Source organism: Variovorax sp. P4_B11 (assembly GCF_056402355.1).
This window is the reverse complement of record NZ_JBFUHO010000001.1, coordinates 81,496-95,362: the sequence shown is the minus strand read 5'-3', so window position 1 is coordinate 95,362 and position 13,867 is coordinate 81,496. Positions and strand designations below refer to the sequence as shown.

Below are 13,867 nucleotides of genomic sequence, written 5' to 3'. Positions count from 1 at the left end.
ATCCAGCGAAAATCTAGCGGTTCTGGCCTGCCCACTCGGCAGGCGTGAAGGTTTTCATCGAGAGCGCATGCACTTCGTCGGTGTGCATTTTGGCACCCAGGGTGGCATAGACCCGCTGATGCCGCTGGATGGGGCGCTTGCCCTCGAACTCGGGCGAGACGATGGTCGCATACCAGTGGCGGCCATCGCCCTCGAGCGTGATGTGGTCGCAGGCCAGGCCGGCCTCGATGATCGATTGAAGTTCTTCGGCAGTCATGTCAGTGTTCCAGCGCGATCGCGTGACCCGCGACGCATGAATCCGGCCCGGCGCAAGGCCAGGGATACCGTGGAACCGGCTTTGCCGGGCCGCTGGTATCGCCCTTGAGGGGCTGAGGTCCGCGGCTCCAAGCCTGCATGGGCAGGCTTGGACGGACCGAAGAGCCGCCGCCTCTGGCGGCGACTCGGGGCGCCGCAGGCGCTTCGGGGGTGTTTCATTTCATCCACGAATTTTGTAGCCGATGCGCAGCAGGTGGACCGCGATGGCGCTCACCACCAGCCAGGCACCGCCGACGATCGCCAGGCTCAGCCAGGGCGACGTATCGCTGACGCCGAAGAAGCCGTAGCGGAAGCCATCGATCATGTAGAAGAAGGGGTTCAGGTGGCTCACGGCCTGCCAGAAGGGCGGCAGCGAGCCGATCGAATAGAACACGCCGGACAGGAAGGTCATCGGCATGATCAGGAAGTTCTGGAACACCGCCATCTGGTCGAACTTCTCGGCCCAGAGGCCGGCGATCAGGCCCAGCGTGCCCAGGATGGCGGCACCCAGGAAGGCGAAGACCAGGATCCAGAGCGGCGCCACGAAGCCCGGCATGGCGAAGAAGGCGGTCACGACGAACACGCCGAGGCCCACCGCCAGTCCGCGCACGATGGACGATCCGACGTAGGCCAAGAACCAGCCCCAGTGGGATAGCGGCGTCAGCAGCACGAACACGAGGCTGCCCATGATCTTGCTCTGGATGATCGACGACGAGCTGTTGGCGAAGGCGTTCTGCAGCACGCTCATCATCACCAGGCCGGGCACCAGGAAGGCGGTGTAGCTCACCGTGCCGAAGACCTTGACGTGGTCCTCGAGCACGTGGCCGAAGACCATCAGGTAGAGCACCGCGGTCAGCACCGGGGCGCCGACGGTCTGGAAGCCGACCTTCCAGAAGCGCAGCGTTTCCTTGTAGAGCAAGGCGCGCCAACCCAGCGCGTTGATCATCATGCGAGTCTCCATGCCCGGCGCGGCGCGGCGCTCATCTCGCGACCTCCAGCGGCGTCTGCTCGCCCGCCATCAGATCGATGAAGACGTCCTCGAGGTCGGCCTTGCGCATCTCGACGTCCTCGACGTCGAGGCCGGCTTCGCGGATCGCGGCCAGCAGCTGCTCGACCTCGTGGGCGTTCTGCGCGGGCAGCTGCACGATGCGGCCGGTGATGCGGGCGTGCTGGGCGATGGACCAGGGCAGCAGGCCGTCGGTCTTGAAGCGCAGCACGTTGCTGGCGGCCGAGCGCAGCAGTTCGCTGGTGCGATCGAGCGCAATCACGCGCCCCTGCTTGAGCATCGCGATCCGATGGCACAGCGCCTCGGCTTCCTCGAGGTAGTGGGTGGTCAGCAGCACCGTGCTGCCCTGCTTGTTGAGCTTGGCCACGAACTGCCACAGTGTCTGGCGCAGCTCGACGTCGACGCCCGCGGTGGGCTCGTCCAGCACGATCACCGGCGGCTTGTGGACCAGCGCCTGCGCAACCAGGACGCGCCGCTTCATGCCGCCCGAGAGCTGGCGCATGTTGGCGTTCGCCTTGTCGGCCAGGCCCAGGCTTTGCAGCAGTTCGTCGATCCAGGCGTCGTTGTTCCGGATGCCGAAATAGCCCGACTGGATGCGCAGCGCCTCGCGGACATTGAAGAAGGGGTCGAAGACCAGCTCCTGCGGCACCACGCCGAGATGGCGGCGCGCCTGCGCGTAGTCCTTCTGGACGTCGAATCCATGGACCCGGATGGTGCCGCTGGTCGGCCGGGACAGGCCGGCGAGCATGCTGATCAGGGTGGTCTTGCCGGCGCCGTTCGGGCCCAGCAGGCCGAAGAACTCGCCTTCCTCGATCTGGAAGCTCACGTCATCGACGGCACGAAGCCCGGGCTTGCCCTGGTTTCGTTGTTGGCGTGAGGGGGGATAGGTCTTGGAGACCGACTGGAAGGAGATCGCGGGCATGACAGCCGAGTATTTTAAGCTCGCCCCCAGGTTGGCTCACTTCGTGTAGCCGCCCACCCCCTACCGGGGGCGCAGTCAGCGGCCCGGCGAAGCCGGTTCCGCGACTGCCCACGAACAGGCGTGCGCTCCGCGCCGCCGCGGAACACGCAACGCGCCTCTTCGGCCGGCCGGCGCAGCCAGGCCCGTTGGTGAAACACCGCGGAACCGGCTTTGCCGGGCCGCTGGTGTTGCCCCCGGTAGGGGGTGGGCGCCCGGACACGAAGTGCCGAGCAACCTGGGGGCGAGCAACAGCTACGGGGCGGCGGGCAAAAGGCCTGCGATTCCGTACAGGGCGGCGAGCTCGCGCAGGCGCGCCGGGAGGCCCTTCACCGCGAAGCCGCGACCGAGGGCGCTGGACTCACGCCGGCACTCGAGCAGCACCGCGAGCGCCGAGGAGTCGAACTCGACCAGGGCGCTGGCATCGACCACGGTGCCGGTGTCGGTCTGCCCGGCCAGCCCCTGCTGGAGCATGTAGGCGCAGGCAGGCGCTTCGTCGTGCGTCAACTTGGGGGGCAGCACCAGCATCGCCGACTCAGCTCTTGCCGTTGGTCTTGTTGCGCGCTTCCAGGACGGCGATCAAGCCGTCGATGCCCTTGCTGTTGATCTGCTGGGCGAACTGGGTGCGGTAGGTATCCACCAGCCACACGCCCAGCACGTTGATGTTGTAGATCTTCCAGCCGCCGGCCTCCCCCGGGGTCTTCTCGAGCCGATAGTCGAGTTGCACCGGATCGCCGCTGCCCTTGACTTCGGTGCGCACCAGCACTTCCTTGTCCTCGGGCGAGCCACGGAAGGGGCGCACGTTCACCGTCTGGTCGCTGACCTGGTCGAGCGCACCCGCGTAGGTGCGCACCAGCAAGATCTTGAACTCTTCCTCGAGGCGCTTCTGCTGCTCCGGCGTGGCCTGGCGCCMGGCCGGGCCGACGGCCGAAGAGGTCATCCGCAGGAAATTCACGTTCGGCATGATCTTGCTGTCGACCAGCAGCATGATCTTGCCGATGTCGCCGGCCTTGATCGACTTGTCGGCCTTGATGGTGTCCAGCACATCCGAAGACAGGCGCTTGATCAGGACATCGGGCGCCTCGTCGGCGGCCTGGGCCGCCGGCACGAATCCGACCGCGGCGCCGACCAGCAGCAGGCCGGCGATCGCCAGGCGTCCCAAGGCACGGCGTTGAAGATTCTGGTTCATCGAGTCAATCCCTTGTTTCAAAAGTCGGGCAGACGCCCTGTCGGCTTGGAGCCCGCCGCACCGGCAGGGTTCCATGGCGGGCACCGGACGCTGCGACCGAATGCAACGAAGCCGGGTCCGGCGCGACCGCCGCTAGTTGCCCTCGTCGGGCAGGTTTCCATCGTGAACTTCGCTGCGTCGGCGCTGCAGGAAGGCATCACGCGTGAAGGTGTATCGGTCGAGCGCCGCGTCCTCGAGCAATTGGCCCACCCGCAGCAGGTTGGCGCGGATGTCGATCAGGCGCAAAGCGTACATCGAATTGCGCACCGGGATGTCCGCGATGTGGTTGACCAGATCGCCCTGCACATCCACCGGCAGCGCGACCGTGTCGCGCAGCGTCGACGGGCCCAGGAGCGGCAGAACCAGGTAGGGGCCCGCCGGAACGCCCCAGCGGCCCAGCGTCTGGCCGAAGTCCTCGCTGTGGCGGTCGATGCCGAGATCGGTGGCCACGTCCAGGATGCCGCCGAGGCCGAAGACCGTGTTGACGTTCACGCGCATGAAGGTCTGGGCACTGTCCTGGAGCTTCAGCTGCGCCACGCTGTTGGCAAAGCTCCAGACGTCCGACAGATTGCCGAAGAAGTTGTTCACGCCGGTGCGGATCGGCGAGGGCAGAACCTTGACATAGACCGTCGCGGCCGGCTTCAGCAGCGCGTCGTCGAGCGCGTTGTTGAAGCGATAGACCTGTCGATTGAGCGGCTCGAGGGGGTCCGCGGGGTTGGCGTTCGGACCGGTCGCACAACCCGTGGCGAGAACGAGGACGCCAGCGGCGAATGTCGCGCGCACAGCGGTGGCGAAGCGGGCACGCGAGGCCGAGCCGGCGAAAGCAGATCGTGATTTCATTTCTTGTTGTTGGCGTTGCCGGACGGTGAGCTTCCTTCTGCCGCCTTGCTGTAGAGGAACTGGCTGATCAGATTTTCCAGCACGACGGCTGATTGGGTATCGGTCACGACATCGCCGGCTTGAAGGGTCTTTTCGTCGGCGCCGGCTTCGATCCCGATGTACTGCTCGCCGAGCAGGCCGCTGGTCAGGATCTTGAAGGAGCTGTCCTTGGGGAAACTGTAGCGGTTCTGCAGCGCCAGCGTCACGGCCGCCTGGAAGTTCTTGTCATCGAACGTGATGGATTCGACGCGTCCGACCACCACCCCGGCGCTCTTGACTGCGGTCTGCGGCTTGAGGCCGCCGATGTTGTCGAAGCGCGCGGTCACGTTGTAGGTCTTCTGGAAGTTCAGGCCCAGAAGGTTGGCCGACTGCAGCGCCAGGAAGAGCAGCGCAGCGCCGCCGATCAGGACGAACAGGCCGACCCAGATGTCATTGTTGGAACGTTGCATGTGTTGCACTCTCTCTGAACGATTGGCCGAGGGCCACTTAAATGCTGAACATCATGGCGGTCAGCATGAAATCGAGCCCGAGCACGCTGAGCGAGGCGACCACCACCGTGCGCGTGGTGGCGCGCGACACGCCCTCGGGCGTCGGCTGCGACTGGTAGCCCTGCAGCAGCGCGATGAAGGTCACGGCGACGCCGAAGACGATGCTCTTGACGACGCCGTTGCCGACGTCGCGCCAGACATCGACGCCACCCTGCATCTGGCCCCAGAAGGCCCCGGAGTCGACGCCCAGCATCAGCACGCCCACCACGTAGCCGCCGATCACGCCGACCGCGCTGAACACCGCCGCCAGCAAGGGCATGGTGATCACGCCGCCCCAGAAGCGCGGCGCCAGGATGCGCTGCACCGGATCGACCGCCATCATCTCCATGGCGCTGAGTTGCTCGCCCGCCTTCATGAGGCCGATCTCGGCGGTGAGCGAGGTGCCGGCGCGGCCCGCGAACAGCAGCGCCGCCACCACCGGGCCGAGCTCGCGCACCAGGCTCAGTGCAACCAGCAGGCCCAGCGCCTCCGACGAGCCGTAGCGCTGCAGCGTGTAGTACCCCTGCAGCCCCAGCACGAAGCCGACGAACAGTCCCGAGACGGCGATGATCGCCAGCGAATAGTTGCCCAGGAAGTGGACCTGGTCGCGCACCAGCCCGAAACGGCGCAGGCTGTGCGCACCACGCAGCAGGAGCTGCAGGAACAGGCGCGCGCCGAGCCCGAGGTCGGCCAGTTTGCTTCGCACGGCGAAGCCCACGTCGGCCGGCTTGTACCAGCTCATTCGCGTCCCCCCTGCGCATTGCCGAAATCGGCCTCGACGCCGACCGCGGGATAGTGGAAGTGCACCGGCCCCTCGGGCAGCGCATTGACGAACTGGTGGACCAGCGGATCGGTGCTGACGCGCACCTCATCCGGCTTGCCCTGCGCGGCAATGCCGCCATTGGCCAGGATGATCACGTGGTCGGCGATGCGGAAGGTCTCTTCGAGGTCGTGCGACACGACCACGCTGGTGAGGCCCAGCGTGTCGTTGAGCTGCCGGATCAGCCGCGCCGCGGTGCCGAGCGAGATCGGGTCGAGGCCGGCGAAAGGTTCGTCGTACATGACGAGGTCGGGGTCGAGCGCGATCGCACGCGCCAGCGCCACGCGCCGCGCCATGCCGCCCGACACCTCGCTGGGCATCAGTTCGCGCGCGCCGCGCAGGCCGACCGCGTCGAGCTTCATCAGCACGATGTCGCGGACCAGCCCTTCGGACAGGCGCGTGTGCTCGCGCAGCGGAAAAGCCACGTTGTCGAACACGCTCATGTCGGTGAAGAGCGCGCCGAACTGGAACAGCATGCCCATGCGGCGCCGGGCCGCATAGAGCGCTTCGGGTGCCAACTGGCCCACATCCTCGCCGTTGACCAGCACCTGGCCGCGGCGCGCACGCACCTGGCCGCCGATCAAGCGCAGCACGGTGGTCTTGCCGCCGCCCGAAGCGCCCATCAATGCCGTCACCTTGCCGCGCGGCACCGAGAACGAGACGCCGTCGAGGATCGCGCGATCGCCGTAGCCGAAGGCGACGTCGCGGAATTCAACGAGGGAAGAGGAAGGTGCAGGGTTCATGACAATGAAAAAGCCGGGGCACCCCTGAGGACATCCCGGCTCGCGGTAACGCTCAATGATAAGGGAAGCACGAAGCTTGCCCGCGCCGACCGTCCCAAGGCAGGCACGCGCCTCCTCGAGAGGCAGCGAACCACACGAAGCGGTGGGCGTGGGGGACAGGCCGGCGCCGGGCCGCCCCAAGGCGGCCTGCGGCCCCCTCGGGGGGCAGCGACCCACACGCGGTGGGGGAGCGTGGGGGCAAGTTCAGCGCGGCAGGTCGCTGAAACCCATGAGGAATTCGTCGACCGAGCGCGCTGCCTGGCGGCCTTCGCGGATCGCCCAGACCACCAGCGACTGGCCGCGGCGGATGTCGCCGGCGGCGAACACCTTCGGCACATTGGTCGCATAGCCGCCGATGAAGTCGACGCTGGCCTTGGCATTGCCGCGGGCGTCCTTCTCGACGCCGAAGGCCTCCAGCACGCTGGCGACCGGGCTCACGAAGCCCATGGCCAGCAGCACCAGGTCGGCCTTGAGCACCTGCTCGCTGCCGGCCACCTCGACCATCTTGCCGTCCTTCCACTCGACGCGGACCGTCTTCAGGCCGGTGAGCTTGCCCTTCTCGCCGATGAATTCCTTGGTCGAGATCGCGAACTCGCGCTCGCAGCCCTCTTCGTGGCTGGAGCTGGTGCGCAGCTTGTACGGCCAGTAGGGCCAGGTCAGCGGGCGGTTCTCTTCCTCGGGCGGCTGCGGCATCAGCTCGAACTGGGTCACGCTGGCCGCGCCGTGGCGGTTGCTGGTGCCCACGCAGTCGGAGCCGGTGTCGCCGCCGCCGATCACGATCACGTGCTTGCCGTCGGCGCGCAACTGGCCCTTGACCTTGTCGCCGGCGTTGACCTTGTTCTGCTGCGGCAGGAACTCCATCGCGAAATGGATGCCGTCGAGGTCGCGGCCGGGCACCGGCAGGTCGCGCGACTGCTCGGCACCGCCGGTCAGCAGCACCGCATCGAATTCGCGGCCGAGCTGTTCGGGCGTGACGGTTTCCTTGGCCCAGTTGGTGACCTTGGAGCCCTTGCCCAGCGGATCCTTGGCCGCGCCGACCATCACGCCGGTGCGGAAGCTCACGCCTTCGGCCTTCATCTGCTCGACGCGGCGATCGATGTGCACCTTCTCCATCTTGAAATCGGGAATGCCATAGCGCAGCAGGCCGCCGATGCGGTCGTTCTTCTCGAACAGCGTGACGTCGTGGCCGACGCGCGCCAGCTGCTGCGCAGCCGCCATGCCGGCCGGGCCGGAGCCGACCACCGCGACCTTCTTGCCGGTCTTGTGCTTGGCCGGCCGGGCCGCGACCCAGCCTTCGTCCCAGGCGCGGTCGATGATCGCGTGCTCGATCGACTTGATGCCGACCGGATCGTCATTGACGTTCAGGACGCAGGCGGCCTCGCAGGGTGCAGGACAGATGCGGCCGGTGAACTCGGGAAAGTTGTTGGTCGAATCGAGCACCACAAAGGCGCTTTCCCAGTCGCTGCGGTACACCAGGTCGTTGAAATCCGGAATGATGTTGTTGACCGGGCAGCCGCTGTTGCAGAACGGCGTGCCGCAGTCCATGCAGCGCGCGCCCTGCACCTTGGCCTGCGCCTCGTCGAGGCCGACCACGAATTCCTTGTAATGCCTGACCCGCTCCTCGACGGGCTTGTAGCCCTCCTCGATGCGCTCGTGCTCCATGAAGCCGGTGATTTTTCCCATCGTGCTTTCCTGTTCTATTCGTTGTCGCTGCTCAAACCGCCGCCACCGGCTTGGCGGCCGCATGCGGCTCCATGCCCGCATGCGCGTTGTTGCCGCTGCTGGTGAGCTCGACCTCGCGGTCGTGGATCTCGGCCAGCGCGCGCTTGTATTCGTTCGGGAAGACCTTGACGAACTTGGTCCGCGAGACGGCCCAGTTGTCGAGCAGTTCGCGCGCGCGCTTGCTGCCGGTCCAGCGGTGGTGCTCCTCGAGCAGCTTGCGCAGCTGCGCCTCGTCGGTCTCGCCTTCGTGCCAGACCTTGCGATGCACGCTGGCGGTCTGCTCGGCCGAGGTCAGCACCTTGTCGAGCGACACCATCGAGAGGTTGCAGCGCGAGGCGAACTGGCCGTCCTCGTCGTAGACGAAGGCGACGCCGCCGCTCATGCCGGCCGCAAAGTTGCGCCCGGTCTTGCCGAGCACCGCGACCGTGCCGCCGGTCATGTACTCGCAGCCATGGTCGCCGGTGCCTTCGACCACCGCGGTGGCCCCCGACAAGCGCACCGCGAAGCGCTCGCCGGCGACGCCGCAGAGGTAGGCCTCGCCGGTTGTCGCGCCGTACAGCGCCGTGTTGCCTACGATGGTGTTGCGCGCCGCCTCGCCGCGGAAGTCCAGGCTCGGACGCACCACCACGCGGCCTCCCGACAGGCCCTTGCCGGTGTAGTCGTTGGCGTCGCCGATCAGGTACAGCGTGATGCCGCGCGCCAGGAAGGCGCCGAAGGACTGGCCGCCCGTGCCTTCGAGCTGGATCCGGATCGAGTCGTCGGGCAGGCCCTGCGGATGCACCTTGGTCAGCGCGCCCGAAAGCATGGCGCCGACCGAGCGGTTGACGTTGCGCGCCACCTCGATGAACTGCACCTTCTCGCCCTTGTCGATGGCCGGGCGCGAGCGCTCGATCAGCTTGACGTCGAGGCTCTTCTCGAGGCCGTGGTCCTGGTTCTCGACATGGAAGCGCGGCACGTCGGCCGGCACGTTGGGCTGCGCGAACAGGCGGCTGAAATCGAGGCCGCGGGCCTTCCAGTGCTCGATGCCGGTCTTGGTGTCGAGCAGGTCGGCGCGGCCGATCAGGTCGTCGAACTTGCGGATGCCGAGCTGGGCCATGATCTGGCGCACTTCCTCGGCCACGAAGAAGAAGAAGTTCACCACGTGCTCGGGCTTGCCCGAGAACTTCTTGCGCAATACCGGGTCTTGCGTCGCGACGCCGACCGGGCAGGTGTTCAGGTGGCACTTGCGCATCATGATGCAGCCCTCGACCACCAGCGGCGCGGTCGCGAAGCCGAACTCGTCGGCGCCCAGCAGCGCGCCGATGGCGACATCGCGGCCGGTCTTCATCTGGCCGTCGGCCTGCACCCGGATACGGCCGCGCAGGCGGTTCAGCACCAGGGTCTGCTGCGTTTCGGCCAGGCCGATTTCCCACGGGCTGCCGGCATGCTTGATCGACGACCACGGCGAGGCGCCGGTGCCGCCGTCATGGCCGGCGATCACGACGTGGTCGCTCTTGCACTTGGCGACGCCGGCGGCGATCGTGCCGACGCCGACTTCGCTGACCAGCTTGACGCTGACGCTGGCATGCGGCGCGACATTCTTCAGGTCGTGGATCAGCTGCGCCAGGTCCTCGATCGAGTAGATGTCGTGGTGCGGCGGCGGCGAGATCAGGCCGACGCCCGGCACCGAGTAGCGCAGCTGGCCGATGTAGTTGGAGACCTTGCCGCCCGGCAACTGGCCGCCCTCGCCGGGCTTGGCACCCTGCGCCATCTTGATCTGCAGCTGGTCGGCCGACGAGAGGTACTCGGCGGTGACGCCGAAGCGACCCGAAGCCACCTGCTTGATCTTCGAGCGCAGCGAGTCGCCATCCTTCAGCGGCAGGTCGACCTCGACATTGGCCTCGCCGATCACGCTCTTGAGCGTGTCGCCCATCTTGATCGGAATGCCCTTGAGCTCGTTGCGGTAGCGGTTGGGGTCTTCGCCACCCTCGCCGGTGTTGCTCTTGCCGCCGATGCGGTTCATCGCGATCGCAAGCGTCGAGTGCGCCTCGGTGCTGATCGAGCCGAGCGACATCGCGCCGGTGGCGAAGCGCTTGACGATCTCGGCGGCCGGTTCGACCTCGTCCACCGAAATGGCCTTGGCCGGATCGATCTTGAACTCGAACAGGCCGCGCAGCGTGAGATGGCGGCGGTTCTGGTCGTTGATCAGCTGCGCGTATTCCTTGTAGGTGCTGAAGTTGTTGGCGCGCGTGCTGTGCTGCAGCTTGGCGATCGCGTCGGGCGTCCACATGTGCTCTTCGCCACGGGTGCGCCAGGCGTACTCGCCGCCGGCGTCGAGCATGTGGGCGAGCACCGGGTCGTCGCTGAAGGCCGCCTTGTGCATGCGGATCGCTTCCTGGGCGATCTCGAACACGCCGATGCCCTGCACCCGGCTGGCGGTGCCGGTGAAGTACTTCTCGATCGCCTCGGTGTTCAGGCCGATGGCCTCGAACAGCTGGGCGCCGCAGTAGCTCATGTAGGTGCTGACGCCCATCTTCGACATGATCTTCGACAGACCCTTGCCGACCGCCTTGACGTAGTTGTAGATGGCCTTCTCGGCGCTCAGGTCGCCTGACAGGTCCTCGTGCATCGCGGCCAGCGTTTCCATCGCCAGGTACGGGTGCACGGCTTCCGCGCCGTAGCCCGCGAGCACGCCGAAGTGATGCACCTCGCGCGCCGAACCGGTCTCGACCACCAGGCCGGCCGTGGTGCGCAGGCCTTCGCGCACCAGGTACTGGTGGATCGCCGACAGCGCCAGCAGCGCCGGGATCGCGACTTGCGTCGGGCCGACGTTGCGGTCACTGACGATCAGGATGTTGTGGCCGCCCTTGATCGCATCGACCGCCTCGGCGCACAACGAGGCCAACTTGGCTTCCACGCCTTCATCGCCCCAGGCCAGCGGGTAGGTGATGTCGAGCGTGTAGCTCTTGAACTTGCCCTGCGTGTAGGTGCCGATGTCGCGCAGCTTCGCCATGTCGGCGAAGTCGAGGATCGGCTGGCTCACTTCGAGCCGCATCGGCGGGTTGACCTGGTTGATGTCCAGCAGGTTCGGCTTCGGGCCGATGAAGGACACCAGCGACATCACGATCGCCTCGCGGATCGGGTCGATCGGCGGGTTCGTCACCTGCGCGAACAGCTGCTTGAAGTAGTTGTAGAGCGGCTTGTTCTTGTTCGACAGCACGGCCAGCGGGCTGTCGTTGCCCATCGAGCCGATGCCCTCCTCGCCGGCCGCGGCCATCGGGCTCATGAGGAACTTGATGTCTTCCTGGGTGTAGCCGAAGGCCTGTTGGCGATCGAGCAGGCTGACCGGGCTCGTCGGCGCCTGCACGATCTCGGCTTCGACGCTGTCGAGCTTGATGCGCAGGTTCTCGATCCACTGCTTGTAGGGCTTGCTGTTGGCCAGCGTCGCCTTGACTTCCTCGTCGTCGATCATGCGGCCCTGCTCGAGGTCGATCAGGAACATCTTGCCGGGCTGCAGCCGCCACTTGCGCACGATCTTCTGCTCCGGCACCGGCAGCACGCCGGATTCGGAGCCCATGATGACCAGGTCGTCATCGGTCACGCAGTAGCGCGACGGCCGCAGGCCGTTGCGGTCGAGCGTGGCGCCGATCTGGCGGCCGTCGGTGAAGACGATCGAAGCGGGGCCGTCCCAGGGCTCCAGCATCGCAGCGTGGTATTCATAGAACGCGCGGCGGCGCGTATCCATGGTCGCATGCTGCTCCCAGGGCTCCGGGATCATCATCATCACGGCCTGGCTGATCGGGTAGCCGGCCATCGTCAGCAGCTCGAGGCAGTTGTCGAAAGTGGCGGTGTCGGACTGGCCTGGGAAGCTGATCGGATAGAGCTTCTGCAGATCGGCGCCCAGCACCGGCGAGGACATCACGCCCTCGCGCGCCTTCATCCAGTTGTAGTTGCCCTTGACCGTGTTGATCTCGCCGTTGTGGGCGACGTAGCGGTACGGGTGGGCCAGCGGCCACTCGGGGAAGGTGTTGGTCGAGAAGCGCTGGTGCACCAGGCCCAGCGCCGAGACGCAGCGCTTGTCCTGCAGGTCGAGGTAGTAGGTGCCGACCTGGTCGGCCAGCAGCAGGCCCTTGTAGACCACCGTGCGGCTCGACATGCTCGGAACGTAGTATTCCTTGCTGTGCTTGAGCTTCAGGCGCTGGATGTTGGCGCTGGCGGTCTTGCGGATCACGTAGAGCTTGCGTTCCAGCGCGTCCTGCACGATCACGTCGTTGCCGCGGCCAATGAACACCTGGCGCAGCAGCGGCTCCTTGGCGCGCACCGTGGGCGACATCGGCATCTCGCGGTTGACCGGCACGTCGCGCCAGCCCAGCAGCACCTGGCCCTCGACCTTGATGGCGCGCTCCATCTCCTGCTCGCAGGCTTCGCGCGAGGCGTGCTCCTTCGGCAGGAAGATCATGCCGACGCCGTATTCGCCGGGCGGCGGCAGGATCACACCCTGCTTGGCCATCTCCTCGCGGTACAGCAGGTCGGGCAGCTGGATCAGGATACCGGCGCCGTCGCCCATGAGCTTGTCAGCGCCCACTGCGCCGCGGTGGTCCAGATTCTCGAGAATCTTCAAGCCCTGCAGCACGATGGCGTGGCTCTTTTCGCCCTTGATGTGGGCCACGAAGCCAACGCCACAGGCGTCGTGCTCGTCAGCGGCGGAATAAAGACCGTGTTCTTGGAGATGCTGGATCTCGGCAGCCGTCGTCATGGGGGCGTGCTCCTTCAGTTTTCGCAGGGAAAAGGAGCATATTGCTTTGCACAAATAATGCCAAATTCTTTAATTGGGGTCAGATTCCAATTAAATCCCGATTAATCCTGTCGACTAAAAATTAGGGCCACATCAATAACGATAGCAGCAGCACGAGCAATGGTGCGCCTTTGGCTGCTTTCGACTAGGGCGCTCGGGGCAGCGGCGGCCTGCCAGCGCGCGCTTTCGATGTCCGGCGACCTGTGGTTTTTTGTAACGAATCGACGAAACCACGATCGCCGGCAGCCCAGCCGTGCAGGGTGGTCTCGGTCAGCAGTGCCTGCGCGGCGGCCGGGACGCCCGCGCGCACCATTTCGGCATAGGCGGCCTCGCGCGCGAAAGGCGTGTTGCCGAGGGTCCAGTAGAGCGGATGCGGCGTCAGCAGCTTGTCGTGCGCCAGCCCGGCGTAGTGCGCATGGCTGGACCAGGGATGGTCGCGCGCCTCGGCCACCATCCCCGCGCGCACCGGATTCAGGTCGATGTACGCCATGCAGGCCAGCAGGTAGCGCTCGGTCTGGATCAAGGTCGACTTGTAGCGCCCTTCCCACAGGGTCCCGCTGCGGCCGTGCCGGTCGTTGAAGTAGCGCACGTAGCGCCGCCCCACCGCCTGCATCCACTGCGGCAGTCCCTCCGCGGTCGACGGCGTCGCCAGCAGATGGAAGTGGTTGTCCATGAGCACGTAGGCGTGCAGAGCGATGCCGAAGCGTGCGGCGTTCTCGCCCAGCAGGGCCAGGAACATCTCGCGGTCGGCACGGTCCATGAAGATGGGCTGCCGGTTGTTGCCGCGCTGGATGACGTGGTGCGGCTGGCCGGCGAGCGTGAGGCGGGGCAATCGTGCCATGGCGAAAACGGCTTCGGGAAGGTCGCGGGGCCGGCG

The 13,867-nt window shown here is 66.5% G+C and carries 12 protein-coding genes; all 12 read right to left on the bottom strand.

The annotated features are described in order from the left end of the window. Positions 1–13 precede the first annotated feature (13 nt). Entirely contained in the window at positions 14–256 is a 243-nt protein-coding gene (locus AC1DYD_RS00495; RefSeq protein WP_478170788.1) for a BolA family protein, read from the bottom strand. Between the two features lie 219 nt (positions 257–475). After that, entirely contained in the window at positions 476–1,240 is a 765-nt protein-coding gene (locus AC1DYD_RS00490) for an ABC transporter permease (RefSeq protein ID WP_478171094.1), read from the bottom strand. 34 nt (positions 1,241–1,274) lie between these two features. Continuing rightward, the gene (locus tag AC1DYD_RS00485; RefSeq protein WP_478170787.1) at positions 1,275–2,222 is read right to left on the bottom strand and encodes an ABC transporter ATP-binding protein; all 948 of its coding nucleotides are present in this window, start codon (positions 2,220–2,222) and stop codon (positions 1,275–1,277) included. Between the two features lie 291 nt (positions 2,223–2,513). Next, positions 2,514–2,786: an STAS domain-containing protein gene (locus tag AC1DYD_RS00480; RefSeq protein ID WP_478170786.1), complete on the bottom strand. Its 273-nt coding sequence runs from the start codon at positions 2,784–2,786 to the stop codon at positions 2,514–2,516. Positions 2,787–2,793: 7 nt separating this feature from the next. After that, positions 2,794–3,447, bottom strand: coding sequence for an MlaC/ttg2D family ABC transporter substrate-binding protein (locus AC1DYD_RS00475; protein ID WP_478170785.1), 654 nt, complete (start codon positions 3,445–3,447; stop codon positions 2,794–2,796). Between the two features lie 132 nt (positions 3,448–3,579). Further along, entirely contained in the window at positions 3,580–4,326 is a 747-nt protein-coding gene (locus tag AC1DYD_RS00470) for an MlaA family lipoprotein (protein ID WP_478170784.1), read from the bottom strand. Then, positions 4,323–4,814: an outer membrane lipid asymmetry maintenance protein MlaD gene (gene mlaD, locus AC1DYD_RS00465; RefSeq protein ID WP_478170783.1), complete on the bottom strand. Its 492-nt coding sequence runs from the start codon at positions 4,812–4,814 to the stop codon at positions 4,323–4,325. Before mlaD ends, AC1DYD_RS00470 begins: the two co-directional genes overlap by 4 nt. 37 nt (positions 4,815–4,851) lie before the next feature. Beyond that, on the bottom strand, positions 4,852–5,634 hold the full coding sequence (mlaE, locus tag AC1DYD_RS00460; protein WP_478170782.1) for a lipid asymmetry maintenance ABC transporter permease subunit MlaE: 783 nt from the start codon (positions 5,632–5,634) through the stop codon (positions 4,852–4,854). Next, entirely contained in the window at positions 5,631–6,455 is an 825-nt protein-coding gene (locus AC1DYD_RS00455) for an ABC transporter ATP-binding protein (protein WP_478170781.1), read from the bottom strand. The genes mlaE and AC1DYD_RS00455 overlap by 4 nt, the downstream gene beginning before the upstream one ends. A 243-nt stretch (positions 6,456–6,698) precedes the next feature. Next, positions 6,699–8,177, bottom strand: coding sequence for a glutamate synthase subunit beta (locus tag AC1DYD_RS00450; protein ID WP_478170780.1), 1,479 nt, complete (start codon positions 8,175–8,177; stop codon positions 6,699–6,701). A 31-nt stretch (positions 8,178–8,208) separates the two neighbouring features. Next, complete coding sequence (locus AC1DYD_RS00445; RefSeq protein WP_478170779.1) at positions 8,209–12,951, bottom strand: glutamate synthase-related protein; 4,743 nt, start codon at positions 12,949–12,951, stop codon at positions 8,209–8,211. A gap of 184 nt (positions 12,952–13,135) precedes the next feature. Then, positions 13,136–13,831 carry a transposase gene (locus AC1DYD_RS00440; RefSeq protein ID WP_478170778.1) on the bottom strand — a complete coding sequence of 232 codons (696 nt, stop codon included), beginning with the start codon at positions 13,829–13,831 and terminating at the stop codon, positions 13,136–13,138. Positions 13,832–13,867: the final 36 nt, after the last annotated feature.

Bases quoted from the DNA above. Each gene is read 5' to 3' on its own strand.
- AC1DYD_RS00445 (WP_478170779.1), bottom strand. From the start codon at position 12,951: ATGACGACGGCTGCCGAGATCCAGCATCTCCAAGAACACGGTCTTTAT.
- mlaE (WP_478170782.1), bottom strand. From the start codon at position 5,634: ATGAGCTGGTACAAGCCGGCCGACGTGGGCTTCGCCGTGCGAAGCAAA.
- AC1DYD_RS00480 (WP_478170786.1), bottom strand. From the start codon at position 2,786: ATGCTGGTGCTGCCCCCCAAGTTGACGCACGACGAAGCGCCTGCCTGC.
- AC1DYD_RS00495 (WP_478170788.1), bottom strand. From the start codon at position 256: ATGACTGCCGAAGAACTTCAATCGATCATCGAGGCCGGCCTGGCCTGC.
- AC1DYD_RS00440 (WP_478170778.1), bottom strand. From the start codon at position 13,831: ATGGCACGATTGCCCCGCCTCACGCTCGCCGGCCAGCCGCACCACGTC.
- AC1DYD_RS00455 (WP_478170781.1), bottom strand. From the start codon at position 6,455: ATGAACCCTGCACCTTCCTCTTCCCTCGTTGAATTCCGCGACGTCGCC.
- AC1DYD_RS00490 (WP_478171094.1), bottom strand. From the start codon at position 1,240: ATGATCAACGCGCTGGGTTGGCGCGCCTTGCTCTACAAGGAAACGCTG.
- mlaD (WP_478170783.1), bottom strand. From the start codon at position 4,814: ATGCAACGTTCCAACAATGACATCTGGGTCGGCCTGTTCGTCCTGATC.
- AC1DYD_RS00450 (WP_478170780.1), bottom strand. From the start codon at position 8,177: ATGGGAAAAATCACCGGCTTCATGGAGCACGAGCGCATCGAGGAGGGC.
- AC1DYD_RS00485 (WP_478170787.1), bottom strand. From the start codon at position 2,222: ATGCCCGCGATCTCCTTCCAGTCGGTCTCCAAGACCTATCCCCCCTCA.
- AC1DYD_RS00470 (WP_478170784.1), bottom strand. From the start codon at position 4,326: ATGAAATCACGATCTGCTTTCGCCGGCTCGGCCTCGCGTGCCCGCTTC.